Consider the following 16,144-nt stretch of genomic DNA (forward strand, 5'->3'; position numbering starts at 1 on the left):
CTCAATTCGGTTGCTGCGCAACCGAATTGACGCCTCCTCCGCTGCACTCCGGAGGCCACGGTCCGCTGCGTGGACCGCAGCGGGGGCTGCGCCCCCGCATGCCGGCTTCCGCTGCGCTCCAGCCTCCCCCGCGCTCCGCGCGGGTACGGGCCTGCGGCCCTCGCAGCAGCAAGGGGCGGGAGCTGGCAACTCCCCGCCATGGACAGTGAAGCGTTCCGGCGCCTGCTCGGGTGGGATGGGGCGACCTGAGCCAATGCATCAAACTGAAGCGCAGATAAAATCTGGAACTCTACCCCGCCACCGTTCAAATTCGAAAATCTCCGAAAATGCGCACTCCGACGTCACTGGAAACGTCATCTCCATGACACCGGCCTTCGGTCGAACTAATTATCCATCTGAGTTGGATTCTCTCCCCCGGAATCCTCACCTGACCTACCTTCAATTCTCCTTGTTCCCGCCTGCGTTATGCGTGGCCGAGAGTACGCCCAATCGGGTCTTTCCGGCAACCTGTGGCCAGAGTCGGCGCCGAGCGTGGGCAACCCAGCGCTCGACAGCTCCAGACCGCGCCGACGGGTGGGACGCCGCACCCTCACCCGTCCCGCCACCCCGGAGCCGACAGGCCCGGGCCCCACACCGGTCAGCGCGGCGGCGGAGCCGACGCGCAGCGGACCCCCAGGCCGTGCTCGATCCCCGAAGCCGCCGCCCCCCCCCCCATTCCTCACTCATCCTTCAACCGGCGCGGGAAAAGTGGCAGCAGAGGGGATGTCAGCTCCCCGACCACACTCCCGCAGGTCGTTGACCTGGGACGATATGGAGGCCGGCCACCAGGCCGCCGCAACATCCAGTGCAACACTTGACGCAACATCAAGGCGCAACATCCAGTGCAACATGTGACGCAACATGGCTTCCCATCACCCAATGCATCCACTATTATTTGAAGTCCTGGGAGAGGCGACCCCCAGAACCGCAGAAAGCCAGCGAAGGGGAAAACGTGGAGATTCGGATCTCTGACGGGATCGTCTGCCGAGTGCGCGGCGGCATCGATGCACCCATGAACGGCCTTGCAATTCAGGCCCGCACGGTCGCGAACTTCCTGCCGCTGCTGTGCCAGCGGGCGGGAGCCAGCATCGTGCACAACTCCGACGCAAACTACACCGGAATTCGCTTCGACACCAAGGTAGGCCCCGTAGTGCTGGAAATGCCGAGGGGTGACCGGCCTTACCGGCTCGTTCACGAACTCATCGAGCCGGACGAGAAGGGGCGCACCGAAGTGGAAATGCGGCGATTTCCGCAGATCTACAAGCCTCGCGGAATCGCGCACATCACGGCCGAGTTCCTTCGGTCGCGAAGTTTCCTCGCGTAATCGCCCCGGGGGTGTCCCAGCCGGGGGCACCCCCTTTCACCTGGCATCACCGAGAGGAGAGGCACCGCAGTGGACAGCACGCGGATTGCAGAGCAGGCCGAGGAAGTCCGGGTACCGCTCACGGAGGCGGAGCAGGAGCAGGCCGCATACGCGCTGGGGGAGTTGGCCCGCAGCGAGGGCGACCGAGCCGCGCTGAGGGTGCCGCAAGAGCAGTTGGAGATGGTCCGGCCGTTCTTCGAGTTGGGTTGGGCGATGGGTGTGCGCACCGGTCACACGGGCTCGGCCATGGCTGATGTGCCGGTCGATCGTGTCACGGTCGCGCGCGCGTTCGTCCTGCTGATGGCGGAGCACGTGGCGGATCCGCTAGTGATCGCCGTTGCGCGGAGTCTGGATCCGCAGCAGGCCGGACCGGTGCTGTGGCAGAAGGTCAGGTATCACGGCAGCCTGACGCAGCATCACGGTACGTACTGGGTGCAGGCGGTCCACGCGCATGGCGACCCGTTCGGCGAGGCTCCCGAGCTGCGATACGACCTCTGCGAGATGCGCGGCGTCGCGCCGGTTCGGATGGTCACGAGCGTGCGGCGCACGAGCCTGACGCCACTGCCGGAGCACCGGGCCATGGGCTAACTGTGCTGGTCAGGGGTGGGTTCACTCACCCCTGAAACCAACTATTATTGCAGTTGTTGGGGCGGTGGCTCCGCCCCCGGACCGCAGAAGCCAACACGAAGGGGAGAACATCGCATGACTCAGCAGTTCGCCGAGCGCGCCACGAACGTGGCCCCCACCGGGGCCCGCAACGCCGACCTCTCCGACCTCGTCCGCATCCTGGAGGACCAGAACCGGCGCAAGCTGGACGTGATCACCCCCGCGTCCGCACTCCGTTTCCGTGAGGGCAGCGTGCACGTCGAGGGTGTCGAGTCCCTGCTCACCGAGGACGGTGTGACGGAGGTCGACGGGATCTACCGGCCCACCGCCGTGGCCGATGAGGGGATCGCGGACAAGCTGCGCATCCCGCTCGCCTACCTGCGGCGCATGCGCACCGAGAACGTCCCGCTCCTGGACGAGAACGTCAACGCCTGGCTTGGCCAGGAGCCCGAGCGCCGTTTCATGCTCCGCGCGTTCCGGGGGGACAGGGGTCCCGGTACGGCGCCCGCCGAGGGCGTGGCCCGCGCACTGCTGTCCGACAGCTACAAGCTGATGGACAACTTCGACATGCTGCTGGCCGCGCTGGACGGGGTGCAGCAGTTCGGGCACCCGACCCGTGTGACCGGGTGCGACCTGACCGACCGGCGCATGTACGTGCGGGTGGAGTCCGAAGCAGTCGCCGTCCAGGCCCGCGCGCTGCTGCGCAGCTACCGCTCCCCTTTCGACGGCCGCAGCGGTGACGAACTGCCGATGATCTCCGCCGGGTTCGTCATCACCAACAGCGAGGTAGGTTCGGGCGCCTACACGATCACCCCGCGCGCGGTCATCCAGGTGTGCCGCAACGGCCTGACCGAGACCAAGGACGTCATGCGCGCCGTCCACCTCGGAGGCAAGCAGGACGAGGGCGTGGTGTCCTGGTCCGGCCAGACGCAGCGCAAGACACTGGAACTGATCACATCCAAGACCGCCGACGCCGTGCGCACTTTCCTGTCACGGGAGTACGTCGAGGCCAAGGTACGCGAGGTGGAGGCCGCCGCCGGTACCACGCTGGCCGAGCCCACGAAGACGATCGAGCACGTCACCAAGACGCTCAGCATCGGCGCCGAGGCCAAGGACATGATCCTGGCCCACTTCGTCCGAGGCGGCCAGATGACAGCCGGAGGCGTCATGCAGGCCGTCACGTCCACCGCACAGACCCTCACCGACGCCGACCACGCCGCCGCCCTGGAATCGCTCGCCCTGCCCGCCCTGACGGCCGCCGCCGCGCACGGCTGACAGACTCCCGTGCGGGTACCTCCTCCCCGAGCCCGGCCCGCACGGGTTCCAGGCTTGCCAAGCGCGAAGCGCTCCCACGCGACTGGAGCGCGCAGCGCGACCCGCCCCCTGTGGTGCCGCACAGCGGCAGCACAGCAAACCGCCGCCCGTCCCCGGAGCGCAGCGCAGGGGACCCAACGCCCGGCGCCGCGCAGCGCGCTGGCCCCCTGCTCCGGGCGCAGCCCGGAGCACCCCGCTGCGGGGGGAGAACAACGCACCGGCCGCGGCACCACCGTGCGAGAGGACTCACCGCCCCATGCCCACGAGCTTCTACGACCAGCCCGAGGAACACCCCCACTCCCCCTACGCCGTTGCGCTCGCCGTCGTCGCCGTTCTCGGCGACCAGTGGGGAGCCCTGCCCGGTCCCTGGGGAACAACCGGTCACCTCCACGACGCCGACCGCATCCCGTTCACGATCGGAGTCTGTGAAGCCGGATCCCTCTACATCCGCAACGACACGCGCGGAGACGGCGCCCACGTGCCAGTGAAGTCGGACGCCGATCTCAACACGATCGGCGAGGCCATCGCAGAACTGATCGGCCGCCTGTACTGACCGCCCCCTCAGCCATGGCCCACGGGAGCACCGCCGGACCATGGCCGGGAGGCCCACAGCCCGTCACGCCCACCGTCGCCACAACGCGAGATCTACGACGCCCCCGTACTGCCACAAATCCCCGACACCGACGAGGAGACTTCCCCGTGGCTGAGCAGCCCGCCGTCACCGCGCACGGCTACTGCACCAACACCGCCCCGGTCCCCGGCACGATCCGCACCGTCAACTCCAAGAACACCGGCCCCAAGTACTTCCACCTGCACGGCCGCCGCTACGGCGAATGCCCGTGCGGCAAGGAAGTGTCCTTGACCGAGCGGGACAACCTGCGCCGCCACAAGCCGCCGCAGGAGTAACCCCACAGACGCCGTCCGCCGCCCCCTTCCCCCCACAGACGCCGTCCGCCGCCCCCTTCCCCCCGGGGGCGGCGGAGGGCCCGCCCGGCCAGAGCGCCACTGGCCGAAGACCTGCCGCCCCTACGCCCCCGCCCTCCCCTTCGGCGAGCGCGGGGCGGCAGGCGCCGCTCACCGATCCGGCAACCGAGGAGCCGCAGCCCATGACCAGCCCGACCCTGACCGTCGACACGCCCGCCGGCACCGTGCGCGCCACCGCCGGCCCCCGCCAGGACGACACCGTCGTCTTCGAGCTGGGCGGGGCGATGCGCGGCAGCGTGCACGTCACCGGCACTACCAGCCCCCACCACTGGGACCAGTTCACCGCCGTCCGCGCCTGTCTCGGCCCCGTCAACGCCTACAAGACCACCGCCCCCGATAACGCCCTCCCGCGGCTCGCCCGCAGCCGCACCGGCTACCACGGCAGCCTGACCCTCTACCCCGACGACTACGCCGACCGCCCCCAGGTCAGCGTGTATCCGATGACGTCCGCCGACGGACACGAGCCGCCCGAGAAGACGGCAGCGACGCTCACCGCCGTACTGCGCGCCTGCGCCGACCACGTCGCGCACCGCGAGGACCTGCCGGAGATCCTGACCCTTTCCCGGCAGCGCGACACCCCCCAGCTGCTGCGCTTCCTCACCTGGTCGGCCACCCACCACCGGGCCGAAGCCGCCCGCCTGGAGAAGGAGGCCCGCGCCGCCCGTCCCGCGCAGCGCACCGCCGTGGCCGCCTGGTGGACCGTCGCCCGCTGGTACCTCGCTTCCCCGCACCCGGTCCTGCTGCTGATGCTGGCCGACCTCCCCTACTCGATGCTCCCCGACTCGCTGACCCGCACCGTCGACGTCAAGCAGTGGTCGGCCCCGTACTGCCTCACCGCGGCCGCCCGTGAGCACGAACACGCCTGCCGCGCGCAAGCCGAAGCCGACTCCCTGCGCACCCAGCAGCGGTCACGACGCCCCGCCCGCCGCCCGCACGCCCCTGCACACGGTGATCCGCACGCGGAACGCCGAGAACTGGAGATATGGTGACCACGCGCTGGCTGATGACCCTCGGAGAGCGCAGCCGACCCGACACCCCCACCTACGCCAAGTGCCCGCGCCGTCGCCCTGGCCGACGACTGCGGTCAGCTCTTCCCCATCCTGCTGGCGTGGCGGCGCGCACTCGGCCACGAACTGACCGCCTGGGCCTGGCAGGTCGAGGCGGACGACATCGAGAACCTCCCCCAGGACGTGACCGAGGGCTGGGGCCCGCCCTGCGACTCGACACGATACCCGGCGGATATGTGAAGGTCTCGGACTACCGCGACCACCAGCCGCCCACCGCCCTCACCACCGCCCCCAAGATGCTCACGCGCTGAGCTCAGCCGCCGAAAAACAGCAGGTCAGGGGTGGGTTCACGCGACCACATATCAAACTATTATAGATGTTGCGGGAGGGGGTTTTCCCCCGCACCGCCCCCTCCCGCACCCAGGACCGACCGCGAGGCGGCGATGCTCGAGAAGTTCACTTTCACCCGCAACACCGGTTCGTACGGCTACCAGTCCTCAACCACCAGGACCGAGCCACCAGTTACGGCGTCGCCTGGTACGACGCGGAGTGTTGCAAGTGGGTCGCCGAGTATCCCGGCGACCGCCCCGGCAACGGGGGCGGCATCCCCGGCTTCTCGCCAGCCGCGAGTGGGCGCGCGCTTCCCGTACCGCCACCGCAAGCCCGGGCCGTCCGGCCGCCCCTGACCGGCCGCCAGCCCGCCACACCGCCGCCCGTCACAGAAGGGAGCGCCCATTGGCCACCTTCGGCCACATCACCCGCGAGCGCTGCGACCAGCTGGGCCGCGCCCTCACCGCCGCCGGCCTTTCCTGGACGGACAACGGCCGCCAGGACAAACCCGAGATCCTGACCTACACCGCCACCGACGCGCACGACCGCGAGTGGAGCATCAGCCCGGCCACCAGCAACCAGATCACCCCGTCCCGCCCCGCGAGTCTCTGGCAGGCCCAGTGCACCGAGCCGATGCACCGCACTCCGGTCCTGCCCGCCCTGGCAATCGCCGACCGCATCCGGCAGTTCCCCGCATGACCGGCCCGCCGCGGCCGTGGCGCCCCGACGACTTCGACGACTGGTGCGAGACATGCGGCGCAGCGCCAGGCCAGCTGTGCAAGCCGACGTGCGACACCGGCTACACCGCCGAGGACTTCCGCCGAGACGCCGAGCGCCGCGACCAGGCCGCGGCCGCACCGCCCCGTGCCGGACACCCCGCCACCCGCCCGAAGGAGTGAAGACGCCGCCATGCCGCAGAAGTTGACCACCCAGCAGCAGTTCGACGCATTTGCCGACGATGTAGCCCGTGAGCTGGGCACGCACTGCCGCACCGCCCCTCTGCCCGAGTACACGCGCGGTCTGGCACGGCTCATCGTCGACGGCGACGGCCGCGCCGTAGGCCTGTGCCAGCCGGACGACGAGCAGCCCGACCGACTTAAGATCTACGCGGCCCTCCCGCACGAGACCCAGGTGCAAACCCCGTCGATCGGGGTCACGGCCATCAGCGCCCGCCATGTGGCACGCGAGATCACCCGGCGGCTCTACCCGCTGCACACCGAAGCCGCCGAACTGGCCGCCCAACTCACCGCCCGGCAACAGGCGGAGACCAGCGCCCGCGGCGCAGTCGCCGAAGCCGTGGCCGACGCGATCCCCGGCGCCCGCATCGAGGAGCAGTACCGGCGCACACGGATCATCTGGCAGCACGATACGCGCCCGCCCGGACAGCAGGGGCCCGTCCAAGTGGACAGCGTGTGCGTAATCGTCGGCGCCTCCGGGGAGTCGGTGACCGTCGAAGCGTCCGGCCGCCCTGACCGGGTGATCTCCATGCTGGCTGCGTTCGCCCACCCCACGCAAAAGTAAACGGCCAGGTCAGAGCTGGGTTCCCAACCTCGCATAATACACTATTATTGAATATGCGAGGCGGGGGCGCATCGTCTCCGCAGGGGCGGCCACCCGCCCGCCGCACGCCCCCGACGACCGGCCAGCGCGAGCGGCCCGCTCCTGACATTCGGCCGGGCAGGGGGCTCCTCAACTCGCCCACGAGAAAGGCGCGCACGTGACCTACACACCCCGGCCCTCCGAGTGCCGCCCGACCGAGCCCGGCTCCGAACCGCGCACGGCAGGACACGCGGGGCGTTCCGACCGCCAGACGATGCGCCGAGTCCTGCGCCGCGAAATCTCCGGCACCATCGCTATGTGGAATCAGGCAAGGCCAGCGCTACCGCCTCGCTGCCTGGGCAATCGATCACGCTCGGCCCGACCCGATCACCACCTCCAACGCCGCATCCTGCCCTCACCCCTTTTTCGAAGCGACCGATGTTCTTTACGAGAATTTGCCGGACTCTGCAGTTCCATCCGCGAATCGAACTGTCATTCCCACCAGAAAGGTTCGGCTAAGATCGCAACGTCGCCTTCTGTCGCGAGTAACGTGCAGTCATGGCCCCGATCCCGCGGGGCAAGTTCCCCACTGTCGCAGAACATCAACTGGCTCACCGGTGCTGCAGTTCACAGCCAACATCGGGCGAGCGCCCAACACGATCGACGCGTACGGCCGCGCGGTCGAGGACCATCTGCGGTCCTGTGCAGCGGAAGAGACGGATCCCTTGCTGGCCCGTGCAAACACCGTCGCCGCCTGGATCAGGGACATGCTGGACCGGCCGTCGAAGACTCCGCCCCGGGCCGGGACAGGTTTAGCGAACGCGACAATCCAGCAGGGGCTGGTCGCGGTCCGGTCTTTCTACGAGTACCTGGTAGAGGACGGCCTGCGCGAGCAGAACCCGGTCCGCCGTGGACAGGCGGGCCGCGGTGGCCGCAGACCCCGCCAGGGCCTCGTACGGCATATCGAGCAAGCTCCCTGGATCCCCAACGATGACGTCTGGCAGCGGATCCTGGCCGCCTGCGCCACAGAATCGCTGCACAACCGGCTGATGGTCACACTCGCTTACGATGGTGCGCTACGCCGCGAAGAGCTCGTCCAACTCAACGTCGAGGACTTCGAGCCCGCGCACCGTCCCATCCACCTCCGGGCGGAGACCACCAAGTCCCAACGGGCACGAGAGGTAGCCTTCGGCGCCACCTCGTCGCAGTTGTTCTTGGCCTATCTCCGCGAACGTCGCACGCTGTTCGGCCGCATCGACGGACCGCTGTTCGGGTCGACGTCGAACCGCAACTACGGTGCCCCGCTGGGTCCTTCCAGCTGGTCGAAGACCGTCGAAGGCATCGCCCGAAGAGCCGCGGCCGCCCAGCTGTCCACGCACACCTTCCTGCATCTGCGGCTGACCGACCTGGCCCGCGCCGACTGGACCATCGACCAGATCGCCCAGAAACGCCGGCCACCGCGATCTGGCGACCACGATGCGCTACATCCACCTGTCCGGCCGTGAGCTGGCCGCCCGTTTCCACCGCGCGAACACCACCATCCACGCCGACCGCGAACGACTGCTCGCCTCACTGCTGGAGGAGCGATGAACCCAGCCGACACCGGCCAGGCCCCGGCCGGGGCCATGGCCCGTGAGGCTCTGCTCGACCTGATGCGCCTGGTCGACGAGGCAGTACGGGAATGGCCCCGCAAGACCGGCCGCGCCGCACGCAACCAAGTCCTCGACGCAGTCCGCGCCCACGGTCTTCGTACCAGTCGTAGGACCAAGCCACCTGGGCGGAGGTGTCCCGCTCGGCAGGCCCGGCCCGTCTGCACGTCGCGGCCCTCGGACACCTTCTCGGCGGGCATCACCGCCTGCATCACACCGCCGGGATCCACCAGTTGCACAGGCCCGCGGACCTGGTCTTCAGCCCCGAGGCCATCGAGCCGGCACTGCGTGAAGTCGAACAGACGCTGAGTTCCTGGCAGAGCTCCCCGCACCTGCTGGAGTGGTAGGTCGGAAACGCCGTCCTCGATGCCCACCTCAGCGCCGGAAGCCCCCGACTGGAAGACATCACCGACACCCTCGTGCGCCAACTGGTGGCCGAGTACGACAAGGTGGACGGTCTGCACGGTCGGCGGCAGGGCCTGATCAAGTTTTCCCGGGTCCTCGCGGGCAAGGGCATCATCCCTGCCCCGTTGCATAACAACGAGAACAAGGCCGGGCCCCGTTCCGACATGCTCTCCACGGTCCCGCCGGAATGAGCCGACTGGGCCCTGCGCTGGCGGAAGTTCTCCACGCATGAGTCCGGCACGATCCGCTCGATGTTCTGCGTCATCCTGATTGCCGGACGCTGGGCCGCGGAGAAACACCCCGATGTCATCGCACCGGATCAGTCGACCAGGGACATGGCGACCGAGTACGTCGCCGACACCATGCAGGCCACCGTCGGTCAGTGGGCCGGGCACAACCGCAACCGCAGCCGCTTCGGCCAGCCCATCTCCCCCGGAGGCTGGGCAGCTCGGATCGACAGCATCCGCGGGTTCTTCTGCGACCTCATCGAATGGGAGTGGATCAAACCGCGCTTCGACCCCCGCCGCGTGATGACCATGCCCCGTCCCTGCGCGCCCAGATGGGACCGAACCCCAGAATCATCGACGACGCATCATGGGCCAAACTGATGGCGGCCGGGCTGACCCTGAACGCCGAGGACCTCAAACCCTACGGCTCCGGCCGGGCCCGCAAAGCCGGCTGGAAGGCCACCTACTACCCCGTCGAGATGGTCCGCGCGATGGTCGGCGTCTGGCTGTTCGGCGGCTGCCGCATCGACGAGATCCGCCGCCTCGAACTCGACTGCGTCACCTGGGACCAGGGCACCGACGACACCACAGGCGATCCCTTCACCATCTGCCTGCTCCACATCCCCCAGAACAAGACCTCCCGGCCGTTCAACAAGCCGGTCGACCGATCGTCGGCCAGCTCATCGACGCCTGGAAACTCATCCGCCCGCCCCAGCCCGACCTGATCGACCGCAAGACCGGGCAGAAGCGACCACACCTGTTCTGCCACCGCGGCCAGCTCGTCGGCAAGGACTACCTCAACCACAACATCCTTCCCGTCCTCTGCCGCAAACCGGCGTCCCACAGACCGACTCCCACGGCGCGCTCACCAGCCACCGCGCTCGCGCCACCATCGCCACCCAACTCCCCGACGCGCGCGAGCCGTTGACCCTCAACGACCTGCAGCAATGGCTCGGACACAAACACCCCGCCAGCACTCGGTACTACGCCGCGATCCTCCAGCGCACCCTCACCGCCGCCTACAAGAAGGCCGACTACTTCGCACGCAACGTGCGCACCATCCAGGTCCTCATCGACCGCGAGTCCATCCTCACCGGCGCCGCCGCCGGCGGCGAACAACCCTGGAAGTACTACGACCTGGGCGAGGGCTACTGCAGCTACGACTTCTTCGCCAAATGCCCCCACCGGCTGGCCTGCGCACGCTGCCCCTTCTACGTCCCCAAGGACTCCGCCCGCGGCCAGCTCCTGGCCGTCAGAGACGGCATCAATCAGATGCTCGAACAGCTCGACCTCACCGACGACGAACGCGAAGCCCTTGAGGGGGACCGCGAGGCGGTCACCGCCCTCGCCGAACGCCTCGCAGACACACCCACTCCGGCAGGTCCAACCCCCAGGGAGCTGGGCACCACCGACCACTTCGTGCCCCTGACCCGGCTCACGAACACGATCAGTCCGCGCGGCAACAACGGCGGCCAATAGCCGTGTTCATTCCTGGTGCGGATCGAGGAGAAACCAGTAGTTCACCGTGGGTCCCTGCGCAGCAAGACCACCTCCGAGGGATTCGTACAGGGACCGGGCCGCCACGTTCGCCTCCCCGGTGGTCAAGAACATCTTCGTGGCTCCGGCCTTGACCCCAGCCCCCATGAAGGCGCGAAGAAGATCCCTTCCGACGCCCCGGCGCCGATGGGATTCCGCCACGTCAAGTTGGTGGACATAAAGCATCGATGACGAGTCCGGACGCGCCAGATGGTGCCCCCAGCACCACCCAAGGATCTCCGTCTCATCGGCCGCTACGAATGCGAGTGCGCTGGGCGTGCCAGCAAACGCCCGAACCACATCGGCATCCTCGACTCCACGGAAGTGGCGGACCGCCCGCTCAAGCAGTGACGGGTCGTCTCTCGAAATCTGTGTGATCACGTCCTCATACTGCCTCGCTTGCTCAGGCTGCGTGAGCGGCCGGCAACAGGTCGGCGCCGCACCTGGCACATCCCGCACCTTCCCAACCATGCACACCCAGAAAGGTCACATCCCTGTCTCGATTCTCAATAACTTGTCGCTTCCCCGTCTCCATGGGCGCCCTGCCCGCCCACCTGGAACGCATGCGCACCCGGACATCGCCGGTGAGGTGCTGCGCCTGGAGTACACGGCGATGAGCCTCAACCCCAAGGCGAAGCTCTACGGCCGCACGACCCTCCTGGGCATGTTCGACCGCTCCCAGCCGCGGGACCGGGCCTGCCTTGAGGCGTTCGAGCGCGAGCTCGACATGCCGTGGGCGCTGTACCACGTGCGCCGGTTGTTCCTGTTGTCCGCCGACGGCGAGCGGCGCCCTGTGATGCGCTCCACCGAACGCGTCGACCTCGGCCGCCCCCAGCAGCTCGCCCAGCGGCTGATCTCCGTCTCCGAGCGGCGCCACGTCGACGTCGAGCACGACCCGCTCTACGGGCCCGCCCGCTCCTGGGTCCGGCACCGCGCGAAGGCGTGGCCGATGGCGGAGGAGCTGTTCGCCACCGCCGCCGCAGATCGAGGACGCCTACCCCCACGGCTTCCACCGCTGGTGCTCGTGCGAGCGCGGCATCTGCCACCCCTGCGGCTCCGGCCACCAAGACCAGTGCGTCAAGCCGCCCGCAACAAACTCGCCTCTCACGACCGACTGGCCCGAACCCGCAACCGCACCCCGGTCACCCTGGGTATGCCGATCATCCACGGACAAGCTTGAAGAAGTCAGGTGCTATCGCCTTCGGAATCACCTTGGTCACTGTCCGGCATCGCAGGTGCTACAGACAGAATCTCTCCAGCCAGACGAACGAATTGCATCCTCTTAGCGGGAAACAGGCTGAGGTTCCTCATTCGTTCGCGATCTGGGCCGGTCAGGTTGTCTCGATCTGCCAGAATGCGGCGCTCGCTCTCCGGCAGCTCCAGCATGCGACGCATTTGGGAGGCTGCCCGGACAAGATCCTCTGCCAGTCTCCGAGCTCTCGGCGGACCCACAACCATCACTCGCGTGAGCTGCGATCGGAGATTCCGCAAAGCGTCCGACACGGGGCCGAGGGAATCCGCCGGAGTTGGCTCGTCACGCAATCCACCGACATCGGTTACCGCAACCAGTACGGCATCCCAAGCTTCCAGAAAGGCGCTATACGTCTCAACTCGCTGTTGTTGGAGCCAGCGTCCGTGATCGAGAGCTGCTTGATCTCTTACCTGCGCGCGCGTTGCCTCCGCAGTCTTCTCTGCACCGATCCTCGCGCCGCGAATAGCAGCTGCCCCTCCAGCGACTGCGCCACCCAACGCGCCAACCATGCCAGCCACTCCAGCGACGATAGCCGCGACCCCCTGGTCCATGCCGATGTTCTACACGAACCACCCTCAGCTGGCCTCCCTAACTGCGATCTTGCAGCAACTCAGTAGTCAGGAAAAGCTGCTCCTGCGCACTGTGCGGATTCGCGTCCCTGCGCGATCTGCTGCTGGCCGTCGGCCGGCGCCCGCGGCTGGCCGACCTGTATGCCGAGGTCGAGCAGGTGCGGGGCGACAGCTTCCGCTCCGACTGGCGCATCACCGACCTGATCCGGCACGCCGCAGCGTGCGGGGCGCCCCACCCCGGCTTCGTCTACCCGGACGACGGACCGGAGTTCACCGCCCTGCAGAAGCAGGTGCGGGCGGCCCTGCAGAAGGAAGCCCGCAAGGAGCCCGACCTGGCACGCCGCGACGCTCGCGTGCCCTGCGACGGCTGTACCGCCCGGCGCCCACGCGACAGCCACCACACCGAGCACCAAGACCGCACGCCGCGCTATGCGGAGGTCACAGCAGACCCGGCTGACCGGAGGCATCGCAGCCCAGTACTCGAACATCCCGAGGAGCTTCCGTTCCATCGGGACGCTCTTGACTACGGATTAGGCATACTGCAGATGATGATGACGACCACCCAGCGCCTTCTCGACCTCGCCGCGGCCGCACCGGCCAGCCACGACGAGGACCTGGTGGTGCTCCTGTCCGAAGCGAGCGAGCTGTACCAGCAGGGTTTTGAGGACCTGCGCGACACGGTGGCGGACCGCTTCGCCGGGCTGTCCCCCGGGGATGTGGCGGCGGCCGCGACCGCGGCGGGCATGCCGTGCGACGTGTCCCAGGACCGCGACGAGCTGCTCGTTCTGCTCGCCCTGGCCGAGTGGGAGATGACGCCGGCGGCCCTGGCCTACACGGAGATGGCCGAGGACGCGGCCCGCCGCGGCGTGTGCCTGATCCCGGAGGAGTGACCTCTTCCCCGCACCGCCCGGGAAAACCTGGGCAGCGTACTGGACCCCCACCCCAAACTCCTGCCATTATGTGAGTTGTGAGCCGGGCAGGCCGGCTCACCTCCGACAGGACGGACGGTTCTGCCATGACCTCGCGCCGCGAGCCTCGCCTGGCCGACGCTGCCGAGATCGCGGCTGAACAGGGCCTGACGCCCGCGCGGATCAGCGGCCTCTACAACGACCGCGCCGCAAACGGCTTCCCCGAAATCGCCGACATGCGCGGCCGCGCCCGCCTGTGGGACCACGCGAAGGTCACCGAGTGGTTCGCCAACCGGCCGCCGGCACGCCTGCGCGACCACACACCCCCTCCCCGTGACCCGCAGGACCTGCTGAACGCCGCCGACGCCTCGAGGTTCCTCGGCTACAAGAACCCCAACCAGGTCACCACCTTCGTCCGCGACCACCCCGGGTACTTTCCCGACCCGGACGTCGTCGAAGAGCTGGGCACCGCCCAAAACCCCTACCGCCGGCAGATGTGGCGCGTGCAGACCCTGCTGGACTGGATGGCCACCCGTCCCGGGCGCGGCAAGCACGCCGGCGCCAAGCGCACCGCCCCCGCACTGCCCAACGTCCCCGTCGACGGCAACCCCGACGAACTCCTCGGAGCGACCCAGGCCGCGGTACTGCTGGGATTCAAGAGCATCAACTCCTTCTCCAGCAGCCTGGCCCAAGGCAACCTGCCCCTGCTGGAAACCCCCGACGCCCTCACGGAAAAGGGCGGGCGCCGACGGTGGACGCGCCGCAAGATCCTCGAGCAGGCCGCCCAACCCCGAGGCAGAAAACGGCGGTGAGCACGCCACAGCCCACCGCCTCATAGACGCGGCATCCGGTTACGGGTCGTTGGTCCCTTGCGGACCGGGTGCCGCACGATGGCCGGCACGGCGTGGCCCGCCACCACGCCCCGCAGCAGCCCCGGCTACTGCGGACCGGCCATCGCCGCACTTCCCGGGGGCCGCCTGCGCACCACGCGGGCGGCCCCTTGCCGACCCGGTCACGGACGTCCGCTGCAGGAGCCCTGGCGCGGGCGCGGCCCTTGGTCGGGGCCCTGGGTGTCGCCCACAGTGCATTCCGCGAGGTTGTTTCGTGTTCGTGACCGTGGTCGGGGGTTCGTGGTCGGGGTTCTGGTCGGGCCTCACGGGTTTCCTCAGCAGCAACGCAAGGTCTCCGTCGGAGACCGCCACGCCGCGGAAGGACACACCTCATGAGCAGCACCGCACGGAGCACCCGGGCAACGAGCCCGCCCTTGGCCCACGAGGTGCTGGCCGGGCTCGCCCAGCACCGCATCGCCACCACCGGCCAGTTGCGCCAGATGCTGCGCCCCGGTGGCTCGCGGCAGCTGATGTCGCGCGTGTTGAACAGCCTGCGCTCCGACGGCTTCGTCGACCGCACAGTGCTGCCGAACGCGTACCGCACTCGTACCAATACCCACGCCTGGTACCTCACTCAGGAAGGGGCACGGCTGACCCGGGACCTGCCGGTCCTACGGGGCCGCCCGCCCTACCCCATCACCTCCACCACGGCAGCATCACTAAAGACCCCGCACACACTCGCCGTCGTCCGCGCCCACCTTGCCTTCGCCGAAGACGCCCGCCGCCTCGGGCACGAGCACGGCCCCTGGGACTGGACCCCCGAGGTATCCCACTCCATCGGCGAGGGAGAACGGGTCATGGCGGATGCCGTCCTGTACTACACCGTCATCGAGGGCGCGCAGCGCCGCAAGCTGCGGGCGTTCGTGGAAGTCGACCGCACCACCATGAGCAGCGAGCGACTCGCCGTGAAACTGATCGAGTACGCCCGCCTGTTCCAGTACGAGGCCCAGCCCGTCGGCCGACGGAGGCAGACTGCGGCAGGTCCGGCCTGGCTGCGCTGGTACCCGGTCTTCCCCCGCGTGCTCTTCGTCCTCACCGGCGCCTCCCGCACCCGGCTGGAAAACCGGATCAGCGATCTGCAGGCGATGGTCGCCCAGCACCCACTCGTCGCGGCCCTCGCCCGCGAAGTCCGGCTAGGAGCCGCCGTACTGGAAGACCTCGAGCAGCACGGACCCGCCCAGGCCGTGTGGACACCTCTAACCGGGGGCAAACCCCGCCCCTGGACAGACCTGTGAACACCCGGCGCGAGCGATAGCTGGTGAACAGCCCGCCATGCCCATGTGCGTCAGCCACTCAGATCCCCTCCTCGCGCCGGGCCCCGGATACGTCTCACCCCTCAGGTACCCAGGCGATCGCCGACGCGGAACTGCAGTGCCCCACGGTCGTCACGCTCAGCTGCCGGGTGTGTCTGAAAGATCGTGTAAGTCCGTGACGTGACAGGCTGGCCGGGGTCCGGTGTAGGGCCTTGACCAGCCGGGACGGACGGATATGGCAGACAACGAGAACCCGGCTGTGGAGCCGGTCGA

Annotated in this window: 20 protein-coding genes; 18 read left to right on the forward strand and 2 right to left on the reverse strand. The window is 68.6% G+C overall.

The genetic code is table 11. From position 1 onward, the window contains the following. Positions 1 to 991 precede the first annotated feature (991 nt). The 15 genes from Q8A52_RS48390 to Q8A52_RS48460 all read left to right on the forward strand — a co-directional run bounded on the left by Q8A52_RS48390 (position 992) and on the right by Q8A52_RS48460 (position 10,942). A complete protein-coding gene (locus Q8A52_RS48390; protein ID WP_316765073.1) occupies positions 992 to 1,363 on the forward strand; it encodes a hypothetical protein in 372 nt (123 codons plus the stop codon). A gap of 69 nt (positions 1,364 to 1,432) precedes the next feature. Further along, on the forward strand, positions 1,433 to 1,990 hold the full coding sequence (locus Q8A52_RS49530) for a hypothetical protein (RefSeq protein WP_316765074.1): 558 nt from the start codon (positions 1,433 to 1,435) through the stop codon (positions 1,988 to 1,990). A 114-nt stretch (positions 1,991 to 2,104) separates the two neighbouring features. Beyond that, positions 2,105 to 3,283 (forward strand): DUF932 domain-containing protein, encoded by a 1,179-nt coding sequence (locus tag Q8A52_RS48400; RefSeq protein ID WP_316765075.1) that lies wholly within the window; start codon positions 2,105 to 2,107, stop codon positions 3,281 to 3,283. Between the two features lie 295 nt (positions 3,284 to 3,578). Next, positions 3,579 to 3,875: a hypothetical protein gene (locus tag Q8A52_RS48405; protein WP_316765076.1), complete on the forward strand. Its 297-nt coding sequence runs from the start codon at positions 3,579 to 3,581 to the stop codon at positions 3,873 to 3,875. Positions 3,876 to 4,021: 146 nt separating this feature from the next. Continuing rightward, positions 4,022 to 4,228 (forward strand): hypothetical protein, encoded by a 207-nt coding sequence (locus Q8A52_RS48410; RefSeq protein ID WP_316765077.1) that lies wholly within the window; start codon positions 4,022 to 4,024, stop codon positions 4,226 to 4,228. 200 nt (positions 4,229 to 4,428) lie between these two features. Next, complete coding sequence (locus Q8A52_RS48415; RefSeq protein ID WP_316765078.1) at positions 4,429 to 5,295, forward strand: hypothetical protein; 867 nt, start codon at positions 4,429 to 4,431, stop codon at positions 5,293 to 5,295. A 753-nt stretch (positions 5,296 to 6,048) separates the two neighbouring features. Beyond that, on the forward strand, positions 6,049 to 6,342 hold the full coding sequence (locus tag Q8A52_RS48420) for a hypothetical protein (protein WP_316765079.1): 294 nt from the start codon (positions 6,049 to 6,051) through the stop codon (positions 6,340 to 6,342). Continuing rightward, positions 6,339 to 6,542, forward strand: coding sequence for a hypothetical protein (locus Q8A52_RS48425; protein WP_316765080.1), 204 nt, complete (start codon positions 6,339 to 6,341; stop codon positions 6,540 to 6,542). The genes Q8A52_RS48420 and Q8A52_RS48425 overlap by 4 nt, the downstream gene beginning before the upstream one ends. A 10-nt stretch (positions 6,543 to 6,552) precedes the next feature. Next, positions 6,553 to 7,164, forward strand: coding sequence for a hypothetical protein (locus Q8A52_RS48430; protein WP_316765081.1), 612 nt, complete (start codon positions 6,553 to 6,555; stop codon positions 7,162 to 7,164). Between the two features lie 635 nt (positions 7,165 to 7,799). Beyond that, positions 7,800 to 8,687: a tyrosine-type recombinase/integrase gene (locus tag Q8A52_RS48435; protein WP_316765082.1), complete on the forward strand. Its 888-nt coding sequence runs from the start codon at positions 7,800 to 7,802 to the stop codon at positions 8,685 to 8,687. A 278-nt stretch (positions 8,688 to 8,965) separates the two neighbouring features. Further along, on the forward strand, positions 8,966 to 9,178 hold the full coding sequence (locus tag Q8A52_RS48440; protein WP_316765083.1) for a hypothetical protein: 213 nt from the start codon (positions 8,966 to 8,968) through the stop codon (positions 9,176 to 9,178). Positions 9,179 to 9,250: 72 nt separating this feature from the next. After that, positions 9,251 to 9,427 carry a hypothetical protein gene (locus tag Q8A52_RS48445; RefSeq protein WP_316765084.1) on the forward strand — a complete coding sequence of 59 codons (177 nt, stop codon included), beginning with the start codon at positions 9,251 to 9,253 and terminating at the stop codon, positions 9,425 to 9,427. Between the two features lie 60 nt (positions 9,428 to 9,487). Further along, positions 9,488 to 9,844: a hypothetical protein gene (locus tag Q8A52_RS48450; protein ID WP_316765085.1), complete on the forward strand. Its 357-nt coding sequence runs from the start codon at positions 9,488 to 9,490 to the stop codon at positions 9,842 to 9,844. Beyond that, a complete protein-coding gene (locus Q8A52_RS48455) occupies positions 9,844 to 10,188 on the forward strand; it encodes a KH domain-containing protein (RefSeq protein WP_316765086.1) in 345 nt (114 codons plus the stop codon). Before Q8A52_RS48450 ends, Q8A52_RS48455 begins: the two co-directional genes overlap by 1 nt. Before the next feature lie 199 nt (positions 10,189 to 10,387). Beyond that, entirely contained in the window at positions 10,388 to 10,942 is a 555-nt protein-coding gene (locus tag Q8A52_RS48460; protein WP_316765087.1) for a hypothetical protein, read from the forward strand. A 6-nt stretch (positions 10,943 to 10,948) separates the two neighbouring features. Here the strand turns inward: Q8A52_RS48460 and Q8A52_RS48465 are convergent, their stop codons facing one another. Next, complete coding sequence (locus Q8A52_RS48465; protein WP_316765088.1) at positions 10,949 to 11,380, reverse strand: GNAT family N-acetyltransferase; 432 nt, start codon at positions 11,378 to 11,380, stop codon at positions 10,949 to 10,951. Between the two features lie 804 nt (positions 11,381 to 12,184). Then, a complete protein-coding gene (locus Q8A52_RS48475; protein WP_316765090.1) occupies positions 12,185 to 12,385 on the reverse strand; it encodes a hypothetical protein in 201 nt (66 codons plus the stop codon). Between the two features lie 593 nt (positions 12,386 to 12,978). Here Q8A52_RS48475 and Q8A52_RS48480 point away from each other — a divergent pair. The 3 genes from Q8A52_RS48480 (at position 12,979) to Q8A52_RS48490 (ending at position 15,853) form a co-directional block, all read left to right on the forward strand. Continuing rightward, the gene (locus Q8A52_RS48480; RefSeq protein ID WP_316765091.1) at positions 12,979 to 13,710 is read left to right on the forward strand and encodes a hypothetical protein; all 732 of its coding nucleotides are present in this window, start codon (positions 12,979 to 12,981) and stop codon (positions 13,708 to 13,710) included. A gap of 125 nt (positions 13,711 to 13,835) precedes the next feature. After that, a complete protein-coding gene (locus tag Q8A52_RS48485) occupies positions 13,836 to 14,540 on the forward strand; it encodes a hypothetical protein (protein ID WP_316765092.1) in 705 nt (234 codons plus the stop codon). Between the two features lie 410 nt (positions 14,541 to 14,950). Continuing rightward, a complete protein-coding gene (locus tag Q8A52_RS48490) occupies positions 14,951 to 15,853 on the forward strand; it encodes a replication-relaxation family protein (protein ID WP_316765093.1) in 903 nt (300 codons plus the stop codon). The last annotated feature ends 291 nt before the right edge of the window (positions 15,854 to 16,144 follow it).

The organism is Streptomyces herbicida (assembly GCF_032656585.1).
GTDB classification, from domain to species: domain Bacteria; phylum Actinomycetota; class Actinomycetes; order Streptomycetales; family Streptomycetaceae; genus Streptomyces; species Streptomyces herbicida.

Excerpts from the sequence above, each read along its gene's own strand:
- Q8A52_RS48400 (WP_316765075.1), top strand. The coding sequence starts at position 2,105 with ATGACTCAGCAGTTCGCCGAGCGCGCCACGAACGTGGCCCCCACCGGG.
- Q8A52_RS48405 (WP_316765076.1), top strand. The coding sequence starts at position 3,579 with ATGCCCACGAGCTTCTACGACCAGCCCGAGGAACACCCCCACTCCCCC.
- Q8A52_RS48415 (WP_316765078.1), top strand. The coding sequence starts at position 4,429 with ATGACCAGCCCGACCCTGACCGTCGACACGCCCGCCGGCACCGTGCGC.
- Q8A52_RS48425 (WP_316765080.1), top strand. The coding sequence starts at position 6,339 with ATGACCGGCCCGCCGCGGCCGTGGCGCCCCGACGACTTCGACGACTGG.
- Q8A52_RS48430 (WP_316765081.1), top strand. The coding sequence starts at position 6,553 with ATGCCGCAGAAGTTGACCACCCAGCAGCAGTTCGACGCATTTGCCGAC.
- Q8A52_RS48450 (WP_316765085.1), top strand. The coding sequence starts at position 9,488 with ATGTTCTGCGTCATCCTGATTGCCGGACGCTGGGCCGCGGAGAAACAC.
- Q8A52_RS48455 (WP_316765086.1), top strand. The coding sequence starts at position 9,844 with ATGGCGGCCGGGCTGACCCTGAACGCCGAGGACCTCAAACCCTACGGC.
- Q8A52_RS48475 (WP_316765090.1), bottom strand. The coding sequence starts at position 12,385 with ATGCTGGAGCTGCCGGAGAGCGAGCGCCGCATTCTGGCAGATCGAGAC.
- Q8A52_RS48485 (WP_316765092.1), top strand. The coding sequence starts at position 13,836 with ATGACCTCGCGCCGCGAGCCTCGCCTGGCCGACGCTGCCGAGATCGCG.
- Q8A52_RS48490 (WP_316765093.1), top strand. The coding sequence starts at position 14,951 with ATGAGCAGCACCGCACGGAGCACCCGGGCAACGAGCCCGCCCTTGGCC.